The organism is Salinimicrobium oceani (assembly GCF_012037645.1).
The window spans coordinates 1-331 of record NZ_JAAVJR010001296.1 but is presented as its reverse complement, the minus strand read 5'-3'; the positions used below and the strand labels follow the sequence as shown (position 1 = coordinate 331).

At 38.4% G+C, this 331-nt stretch carries 1 protein-coding gene; it reads right to left on the bottom strand.

Annotation, left to right across the window (positions count from 1 at the left end):
* On the bottom strand, window positions 1-243 hold a 243-nt coding region (locus HC175_RS24030; protein WP_209310189.1), incomplete at its 3' end, for a hypothetical protein.
* Between the last annotated feature and the right edge of the window lie 88 nt (window positions 244-331).

The following is a 331-nucleotide window of genomic DNA, read 5'->3' as shown; positions in this document are numbered from 1 at the left end:
GATGAGGACAATTCCCGAAAACATTCTAATTCCTCTGGGTGCCCCACCTCTAAACAGACCGGCAAAAAAGGACCAGAATAAAGCGATTGCTACAAGAGCAAAGAATGCCGCTGATAAATAGTCCGATAAATTTGCATTTTCGAGGAGAAAGATAGCGCTGTAGGCAAAGATAAGGCCCAGCACCAATCGGGTAATGATCCAGAAGATTCGGGTGGCCCTAAAAAAGCTTTTGATCAAGTTCATATTTTTTTTATAACTGAAAAAGAGATGATTAAAATAGGAATTAAAACATTATAAGGGAGCAAAGCAACAAATTTTTTCGCTTTTTAGT